This window comes from Vreelandella venusta (assembly GCF_007989605.1).
Taxonomy (GTDB): domain Bacteria; phylum Pseudomonadota; class Gammaproteobacteria; order Pseudomonadales; family Halomonadaceae; genus Vreelandella; species Vreelandella venusta.
In genome coordinates this window covers 1-506 of the sequence record NZ_BJUL01000066.1, presented here as the reverse complement: position 1 = coordinate 506, position 506 = coordinate 1, and the positions used below count along the sequence as shown (strand labels likewise).

The window sequence follows — 506 nt, the reverse complement described above, 5'->3', positions numbered from 1 at the left end:
ACGTCGAACTCTGCCAGTGCCCGCAGGCGCTTGGCCTGTTTTTCCGCCGTGCGCTCAAAGGCGCCTAAAAAGCCCTGCACTTGCAGCGGTTTGCCGTTGGCAGAAAATGGCATCACGAACACCCGCAGATTCAGCCGCGACAGCAGTTCCACCACGTCCATCACCAGTTTGGCTTCAAAGTGGCTGGTGAAGGCATCCTGGACAATGATCACGCTGTTGGCACGCTGCTGTTCAGTCAGCAGTGCAAGCGAGGTAGGCGTAGCTTCGGCCACGCCCCAGGCGCGCAGCTGCTTTTTCACGCTGGCGCGGGAAAGCTGGGGGGAATCGCTCATTCCCAGCCCTTTACGCATTAGGCTATCGACCCAGCGCTGGTTGAGTAGGGCGTTATACAGCGGCGCTACCTTGGCAAGCGTAGGCAGCATGAACTCAGTGCCACCGATGATGTAATCGCGCAGCGGGCGTAAATAGCGGCCGTGGTAGACCTCTAAAAACTGCGAACGGAACTG

General features: G+C 58.7%; 1 pseudogene. It reads right to left on the bottom strand.

From position 1 onward, the window contains the following. Positions 1-506, bottom strand: a pseudogene (locus HVE01_RS19775) (FAD-binding oxidoreductase); the annotation flags it as partial.